The 6,815-nt window shown below is 60.1% G+C and carries 7 protein-coding genes; all 7 read right to left on the bottom strand.

Annotation, left to right across the window (positions count from 1 at the left end; genetic code table 11):
- Nucleotides 1-120: 120 nt before the first annotated feature.
- The 7 genes from BRA62_RS01360 to BRA62_RS01330 all read right to left on the bottom strand — a co-directional run bounded on the left by BRA62_RS01360 (nucleotide 121) and on the right by BRA62_RS01330 (nucleotide 6,489).
- On the bottom strand, nucleotides 121-462 hold the full coding sequence (locus BRA62_RS01360; RefSeq protein WP_292364277.1) for a helix-turn-helix transcriptional regulator: 342 nt from the start codon (nucleotides 460-462) through the stop codon (nucleotides 121-123).
- Nucleotides 463-467: 5 nt separating this feature from the next.
- On the bottom strand, nucleotides 468-704 hold the full coding sequence (locus tag BRA62_RS01355; protein ID WP_292364276.1) for an LSM domain-containing protein: 237 nt from the start codon (nucleotides 702-704) through the stop codon (nucleotides 468-470).
- A 140-nt stretch (nucleotides 705-844) separates the two neighbouring features.
- Nucleotides 845-1,942 (bottom strand): fructose-1,6-bisphosphate aldolase/phosphatase, encoded by a 1,098-nt coding sequence (gene fbp, locus BRA62_RS01350; protein ID WP_292364275.1) that lies wholly within the window; start codon nucleotides 1,940-1,942, stop codon nucleotides 845-847.
- A 472-nt stretch (nucleotides 1,943-2,414) separates the two neighbouring features.
- Nucleotides 2,415-2,867, bottom strand: coding sequence for an Hsp20/alpha crystallin family protein (locus tag BRA62_RS01345; RefSeq protein WP_292364274.1), 453 nt, complete (start codon nucleotides 2,865-2,867; stop codon nucleotides 2,415-2,417).
- Between the two features lie 83 nt (nucleotides 2,868-2,950).
- Nucleotides 2,951-5,374 carry a CDC48 family AAA ATPase gene (locus tag BRA62_RS01340; RefSeq protein ID WP_292364273.1) on the bottom strand — a complete coding sequence of 808 codons (2,424 nt, stop codon included), beginning with the start codon at nucleotides 5,372-5,374 and terminating at the stop codon, nucleotides 2,951-2,953.
- 63 nt (nucleotides 5,375-5,437) lie between these two features.
- Nucleotides 5,438-6,013, bottom strand: a complete 576-nt coding sequence (locus BRA62_RS01335) for a 5-formyltetrahydrofolate cyclo-ligase (protein ID WP_292364272.1) — start codon at nucleotides 6,011-6,013, stop codon at nucleotides 5,438-5,440.
- A 59-nt stretch (nucleotides 6,014-6,072) separates the two neighbouring features.
- On the bottom strand, nucleotides 6,073-6,489 hold the full coding sequence (locus BRA62_RS01330) for a carboxymuconolactone decarboxylase family protein (protein WP_292364271.1): 417 nt from the start codon (nucleotides 6,487-6,489) through the stop codon (nucleotides 6,073-6,075).
- Nucleotides 6,490-6,815 lie beyond the last annotated feature (326 nt).

Here is a 6,815-nt window from a genome sequence, read left to right as displayed (position 1 = left end):
CCTTTCCCCTTCGGGGAAGTCGTTCTTCGAGTGAGGCCACACCACCAACCTCTGTTGGTAACCGGGTGTTATCTGGAGGTTGTGGAAAGCATTTCAACAGGGCCGAAAAAAAGGGATGCTTTACTCCTGATACTCTTCAAGAGCAAGCTGGTACATCCAGTCGAGGAGGAGCGCGCATTCTTCCGGTGTGCACTCCTGATCGCAGCCGATGCAGGGAAGAACCTCTCCTCCCGCAAGGATGATGCAGGGGTCGATCGCCCGCTTCTTCGCCCGCAACAGATAGGTCTTGATGCCGTCGCCGCGGAACTCGATGCGCTCTATCAACCCGGCATCCAGCAGGCGCTTCACAATTCTCGAGCACTTCCTGCTGTCGATATCGAGAAGTTTCCAGAGCTCGCTCTGGAGGACTCCCTGTCGATGGGACTGGATTACTTTGAGTGCTTCTTCCTCCTGGTCGGACATGGCTATCAGAGCAGGGGTGCAATGGTCAGAATATTATTGCCGCGTATGACGACGGTCCCGAGGGTGCGGCCCCGCTGTTCTCCGGTATACTCGGTGGTCTCGTCCATATGCAGATTCAGGTGTTCATCCACCGCCACGAGACGTCCCTGGAGTTTCCTGCCGTCATCCTTGATCTCGACGACGACTTTAGAGTCTACGAGCGAAAAAACCTTCTTTACAGGGAGTACGATGCCGTTAACCATCTGTTCTTATGTGGTTATATTCATGCATTAAGTTTTCCCCGGGGAACCGCGGCAACCGAAGGGCACCGCATACCGCAGGCAGATGCCGTGACGATCGGTAGATGACCGTGAGCAGCTGCCTGGTAAAATGAGAGAGGGGGTTACTCGGGGAGGTCTTCCCAGCGGTCCTTGAACTGCTTCTCGACGCCCGGGAGGGTGGTATACTCCATCTCCTCGAGCGAGAGGCGGTGCGGCTCAAACGGCCCGTGGGCCCGGAGCACGCTGGAGAGCTCGCAGCACTGGTCGCGGACACGGTTGAACGCCGGGTCGTCGAACATGTCCGCAGGCCCGATCAGCTTCCCGTTGCAGACCTGGAACCCGAGACAGATGACCCGGGGTGGTCCGTCGAACTGCGTGCAGTTTGCATCGCCGACGCCCACCGGCATGAACGGGCCGTGGTGCGAACCGCGCATCCAGCCGGCCACGAGGATGGGCGTCCTGAAGGGGTCGATGACCTCACCCACTGCCGGGAATCCGCTCTGCGCCCTGACGATCATGACCGGGTCGTCCTTGCCGACGTACCGGCCGGCCATCAGGTTCAGCCGCTGCGTGCTTGTGGATGCCCCGATCTCGCCATTCCTCTTCCAGATGTACTTGATCACATAGCGGCTCGGTGCTCCGATATAGGCAAGGAGGCTATAGGACTCTTCGGGTGTGTTGAAGAGGATCCTTCGCTTCTCCATGACATCGTGAACCTCGAAGACGAATCCTTCGTGCATCGACGGGTCGATGACGAGGCCGGACGTGCTGAAGGGGTCTGCGAACATCCTGTAGAGGAAGTAGTTCCACGCCCCGGGCTCGGTCTTATCGGCCATGAAGATCAGGACCGGGTCGGAACCCCGCTCTTCAAACTCCATCTCGGCAACACCGGGTCCCATCCCTTTGACGTTGCCGCTGAACGCATCTCCGAGCAGGTCCTGGCCGGCGCCGTAGAGTTTCATCTCCTTGGCGAGTTCGGCGCACTCCATGAAGATGTCCCACGCCAGCTTGTGGATCTCTTCATTGTCCTCACCCTTGGTGTGCGTCATGATCAGCTCGAGGTCGTCACCGCAGTGGGTGACGTATGAGTCGATGAGGATGCTGCCTTCTGCTTCCTTGAGCCTCCGGGCGGCCACCTCAAGGAGCTTCGGGTGGGTTCGGGAGTGCCCCGGAAAACTGCCTACATCTGCTTTAATTACGGACACGGTGGTCTTAACCATATAATCACCACTACCTGGACGGGCATAGCCCTTACGACTAGTAGATAGATATTACTGTATATGTAGGTGTTGCTGCCTTGAAAAAAGGTTGGCTGCGGCAACCAATTTTCAGGATCGTCCTTCGCGGCAATCCTTCGCTGCACGTGTGCCCGATAATGGCCCCGAGACCGCTATACTTTTTTTTACTTATTTTATCGTTTTTACCTGGTCTGGAGTCGATAGGGATGTCGCCATGAGCAGTATTTCCGAAAATCGCGTTTGACGGCCCCGATGCCTATCGCGCGTCCTCTCCGCCAGGTGCGGTCCTGATGACGTCGGGAGGAAGGTTTGAATGATTGGGGGATAGAAAGAAGAGGCGTATTCCCTGCAGCCTCGCGCCCGGCACCTGCCGGTCTCTCTGCAGGCGGAAGTTGCTGCCGGTGAAAAAGTATTGTGGCCCTGCCGGGTTTTGGCCGGCAGGCACTCTGGCGTCTCAGTCGATCCTGATCGACTTGCCCCGGGAGAATTTGACCTCCAGGACGCCGTGCTTGTAGTTCGACTGCATGGAGTCGGCGTCCACGGCCGGCACCTCCACCGAAGTCAGCTGGTTGCCGCCTGCGATGATCGTCAATGTCCCGTTGATGAGTGACAGGTGGATATCCTCCTTATCGACACCAGGGAGATCGATTGCCACCGTCACGTCGTCATCGGTCGTATACATCTCAGCTATCGGCTCGATGGTCCCCTCGGAGGAGGGTTCTCCCGGCTCCGCTGCTGGAGCCGCTTCTTCTGCCGCTGTCTCCGTCTTGCCGGCGTCATGGAGGACGATCTTGAATCCGTAGGCAAACGGCCTGTCCTGATCTCCCTGCTCTTTGAGCCCCTGCTCCATGAGGCGTTTCATCAGTTCGTTGAGTTGCTGGAAGATGTCTGCTGGGCTGTCACTCATGTGCATCACGTAGTTTCTGTCTCTGCTGATGAGAGGGTCGCATTACCCCTCCTGGGGGGAGCGCCCCATGGGGGAGCACTCCCTCAGAACGCCGTAGCCGTCTGGGGCAGCGGGCGTTCTATTTTGGCCTTCAACTCCTTTGTGAGGCGCTTGATCTCGCCGAAGTCTTTCTTCCTCTGGTAGACCGCATCTTTGAGGGCCTTTGTCAGATCCTTGACTTCCTGCTCGATCTTTCCCGTCTCCCGCATTCCTGCACGGTTGATGGTCGAGACGGCATCTTCGAGTGCCGACCGCTGTTCCTGGTTGTAGAGGATCTGCCAGGAGTGGCGTTCGTTCTCTTCCAGCCGGTCGATATCGAGCGTGCCTCTCACGCGGGTGAGGGCATCTTCGAAGTGGTTCTTTGTGATCCTCACGTTGCCGATCGCCTGGCGCCGTTCTTCCTCGGTCTTCCCACCCATCGCAACGATGAATTCGCGCATGGCGGAAGTCTTTGCTTCGCGGACCAGTGCCTCGATATCGGCTCCGACGTAACCCTCGGTCCTGTCGACCAGTTCCTCGATGCTCACGTCGTTCGCAAGGAGCTCCTTCTTTTTGAGGTATACTTCGAAGATCTTCTTTCTGCCTTCCCGGTCAGGCGGTGGAACGTAGATGATCCGGTCCAATCTGCCGGGGCGAAGCAGCGCCTCGTCCAACATGTCCGGGCGGTTGGTAGCGCCGAGAACCACGACATTGTTGAGCTCTTCGAGGCCGTCGAGCTCTGTCAGGATCTGGCTTACCACACTTTCAGTTACGTGCGACGATCCTATATAAGATCCGCGTTTAGGCATAAGCGCGTCAATCTCGTCGAAAAAGATAATCGACGGTGCTGCTTGCCGGGCTTTCCTGAAGACCTGACGAACGCCGCGTTCCGACTCCCCGACCCACTTCGAGAGGAGTTCCGGGCCCTTTACGGAGATGAAATTGCTTTCGCTCTCGTTAGCGACCGCCTTTGCAAGGAGTGTCTTGCCTGTCCCCGGGGGCCCGAAGAGAAGGATGCCGCGGGGGGGTTCGGTGTCAAGCGAGGCGAATATCTCCGGATATTTGAGCGGCCACTCAACGGCCTCCGCCAGTTCTCCCTTTACGTCTTCGAGACCGCCGACGTCCTCCCAGTTGACGTCGGGGATCTCTACGAGCACCTCTCGCATCGCGCTCGGCTCGACGTGCTTATGCGCTTCGATGAAGTCCTCGTTCGTCACGCGGAGCTGGTCCATGACCTCGGTGGGGATCTCCTCCTCGATCTTGATCTGCGGTATGATCCCGCGCAATGCGTGCATCGCCGCCTCTTTTGCAAGCAGCGCGATGTCGGCGCCGACGAAACCGTGCGTGGAGCGGGCATAGTCGTCGAGGTTCACGTCATCGGCAAGCGGCATGCCCCGCGTGTGGATCTGAAAGATCTGCTGTCTCCCTTTGGTGTCCGGGATGCCGATCTCGATCTCGCGGTCGAACCGACCGCCGCGCCGCAGAGCAGGGTCGATGATGTCCGGGATGTTTGTTGCGGCGATCACCACCACCTGCCCCCGGGTCTTCAACCCGTCCATCAGGGCGAGCAACTGGGCAACAATCCGGCGCTCGACCTCGCCCTTCACCTCTTCGCGCTTGGGCGCGATCGAGTCGATCTCGTCGATGAAGATGATCGAGGGCGCGTTCTCCTGCGCTTCCTCAAAGACCTCACGCAGGCGCTCTTCGGACTCGCCGTAGTACTTGCTCATGATCTCGGGGCCCGAGAGCGTGATGAAGTGAGCGTCCACCTCGTTTGCCACCGCTTTTGCGATCAGCGTCTTCCCCGTTCCGGGCGGGCCGTAGAGCAGGACGCCTTTCGGGGGTTCGATGCCGAGGCGTTCGAAGAGTTCGGGGTGCCGGAGCGGGAGCTCGATCATCTCGCGGACGAGCTGCAGCTCGCGGTCGAGACCGCCGATATCCTCGTAGTGGACGTCGCCCGCCACCTCGCGCTTCCCCTCTTTGGGCTCATACGGGGTCTCCTTCAGCTCGATCTCGGTGCTGTCGGTGACGATGGCGATGCCTTTCGGGGCCACCTTGGCGATCGCGAACGTGAGCGGGTTGCCGAGGATGCTGACCCGGATGAGCTGGCCCTCGGTGACCGGCCGGCCGCGGAGGATCCTTCCCAGGTACTGCTCGCCGCCGACAAGGCGGATGGGCTGGGTCGGCTGGATGGTCACCTTCTTTGCGTAGCCTGCTTCGGTCTTCCTGATCCGGACGTTGTCGTCGATCCCCGCCCCGACGTTGCTCCGGGTGTTGCCGTCGATGCGCAGGATCGCCTTGCCGGTGTCCTGGGGGAAGCCGGGCCATACGAGCGTCGCCGCCTTCTGGCGCCCCTCGATCTCGACGACGTCGCCGCTGACGAGACCGAGAGCCTTCATGGCGTCGATGCTCAGTCTGGCGATTCCCCGGCCGGCGTCTTCGTGAGCCGCCTCCTTGATGGTTACCTCAACGGATTCGGTATTGGCCATGTTGAACAATCTCCTCCTGTAGGTTTACCATAGGTAAGTGCAGGCTAGTATTTATAATTTTCCCTAAACGGCCCTTCTATTATGCCGGATAATCCCCTTTTCCGTAACGATGTAATCCATCTTCACATCGTTTTCGTCGGCAGGAATGCGCTCTGCCTGCTGGCAGGAGAACGCGATGCCGATCTTTTTCGGGTGCGGGTACCTGCAGAGGAAGCGGTCGTAGTACCCCGCGCCGTAGCCGAGCCGATTTCCTTCGGCGTCGAAGGCGAGCATCGGTATGACGACGACCTCGACGTCCTCGGGCCGGGCCGGAAGTTCGTGGCCGATCGGTTCCGGGACGTCAAAAGTGCTTGGGACGAGGACCGCGGGGTCCGGCAGGTAGGAGAGGCGGAGGCTGCAGGTATCCCGTTCGATGATGGGCACGACGACCCGCACGCCCCGGCGGTCCAGGGCCGCGATCAGGCCTTCGGTCTCGGCCTCCGGGGTTTTCGAGGCGTAGACCATGACGGTCGTAAAGCCGTCGAGGATGCCGAGGAGTTTTTCTTCGATGCTTGCACTGTACGTGGCGATCTCCGCAGGGGAGAGGAGGGACCGCGCCTCTTTTGCCTGCTCGCGGAGGGCCGCCTTTGTCTGGCTCATTGTAAGAGAGTTTGGCTCAATCAGACCATAAAGTATGCATGCCAAAGGGCAGGGGCGGCCTACTTCTCCGCGTCCTGCCCGTCGCCGCAGACCTCCCGGAACCGGCGGAGGGAGGACGCAAGGACCCGGGTCTTTCCTATCATCGCGGCGATGAGGAGGACGTCGAGGATCTCGTCGCGGGACGCGCCTTCCTTCAGGGCGGCCCCGATGTGGACCTTTAAGCAGCTGTCCGCACCGGCACCTGCGGCGGCCGCAACGGCGATCAGCTCCGCGGTTTTCGGATCGAGGGAGTCGGGCCGGGAGATCCGGTAGTCGGCGAGGGTGGAGAGCGCGAAAGACTCGGGCCGGTCCCGGAGGATGTGGAAGATGAACGGGACGACGCCGAGCATCTCCTCCACGTCCTCCGTGATGTCGTCGCCGAGGTCGCCTGCGTGGGCGAGGAAATCGTCAATCAGCTTTTCATTTTCGGGTTTCATTGGGCTGTCCTCTTATGTGATCGTGGGTGAGGGAGGCGATAATGGTGCGGTTTTGGGTTCGGGCGGTGGTGGGGAGTCGATGGATGGATGGGATTTGTGTGCAACAGTTCCTGCATAAGATAGTCCCTGCAATGCCTGCCCATCCCACAGCCACGCAACCTCGTCAACGGCTTCCGTGGGGATATCGCCATGACTGCCCCCGCCCCGGGGGCGGGGGAGGAGCGCGAAGCGCGGGTGGGGTGGGGTCACAGGTAGAGCCTTACGGGGTAGAGACAGGGGAGGGGGGGAGCACCCCCCTCCCCGTCAGCCCCTCCCCCAATGGCGAT

It is taken from the genome of Methanoculleus sp. UBA208 (assembly GCF_002498065.1).
Classification (GTDB): Archaea; Halobacteriota; Methanomicrobia; order Methanomicrobiales; family Methanoculleaceae; genus Methanoculleus.
Note: the sequence above shows the minus strand (reverse complement) of the source record. Positions and strands in the feature narration are given on the sequence as shown.

What these genes read in the sequence shown, in the direction of transcription:
- BRA62_RS01335 (WP_292364272.1), bottom strand. Translation starts at nt 6,013, where the DNA reads ATGAGCCAGACAAAGGCGGCCCTCCGCGAGCAGGCAAAAGAGGCGCGG.
- BRA62_RS01340 (WP_292364273.1), bottom strand. Translation starts at nt 5,374, where the DNA reads ATGGCCAATACCGAATCCGTTGAGGTAACCATCAAGGAGGCGGCTCAC.
- BRA62_RS01355 (WP_292364276.1), bottom strand. Translation starts at nt 704, where the DNA reads ATGGTTAACGGCATCGTACTCCCTGTAAAGAAGGTTTTTTCGCTCGTA.
- BRA62_RS01330 (WP_292364271.1), bottom strand. Translation starts at nt 6,489, where the DNA reads ATGAAACCCGAAAATGAAAAGCTGATTGACGATTTCCTCGCCCACGCA.
- BRA62_RS01360 (WP_292364277.1), bottom strand. Translation starts at nt 462, where the DNA reads ATGTCCGACCAGGAGGAAGAAGCACTCAAAGTAATCCAGTCCCATCGA.
- BRA62_RS01345 (WP_292364274.1), bottom strand. Translation starts at nt 2,867, where the DNA reads ATGAGTGACAGCCCAGCAGACATCTTCCAGCAACTCAACGAACTGATG.
- fbp (WP_292364275.1), bottom strand. Translation starts at nt 1,942, where the DNA reads ATGGTTAAGACCACCGTGTCCGTAATTAAAGCAGATGTAGGCAGTTTT.